1 protein-coding gene is annotated in these 425 nt (G+C 27.8%); it reads left to right on the top strand.

Going from position 1 to position 425, the window contains the following annotated elements; genetic code table 11:
• The coding region (locus FE392_RS20695) for a rolling circle replication-associated protein (protein WP_319931974.1) at positions 1–425 on the top strand (425 nt) is incomplete at both ends.

The following is a 425-nucleotide window of genomic DNA, read 5'->3' as shown; positions in this document are numbered from 1 at the left end:
ACAAATTATTTCCATCTATTTATGAAACTAATAAGCAAGATGAAAATTTACATAAACAGTTGTATGAACGAATTTCAAGACGTTTTGAAGAGAATGAATTTGAAGATTTTAAGTTTATTAGGGTAATTGAGTTACATGAAAGTGGACAACCTCATTATCATTTTTTATGTAATCGTTATGTTTCTCATTATTTAATGAAGAAGATAACAGTTGAAGGTGTGAGTGAGGTTTATGATAATACGTATATTGTGGATCATGCTATGGAGAGAAATAAAATTCTTACATATGACACTGTAGATACTGATATTGTTTCTTTTTATGTATCGAAAGTTACTAGATATGTTACTAAGGAGACTATAGAAACCTTTTCTGAATTGGAAAAGGAAGGTGATATAGCTAAGAAATTAATTAGTTCAAGTAATTGT

The organism is Xenorhabdus santafensis, from assembly GCF_033949405.1.
GTDB classification, from domain to species: domain Bacteria; phylum Pseudomonadota; class Gammaproteobacteria; order Enterobacterales; family Enterobacteriaceae; genus Xenorhabdus; species Xenorhabdus santafensis.
Note: the sequence above shows the minus strand (reverse complement) of the source record. Positions and strands in the feature narration are given on the sequence as shown.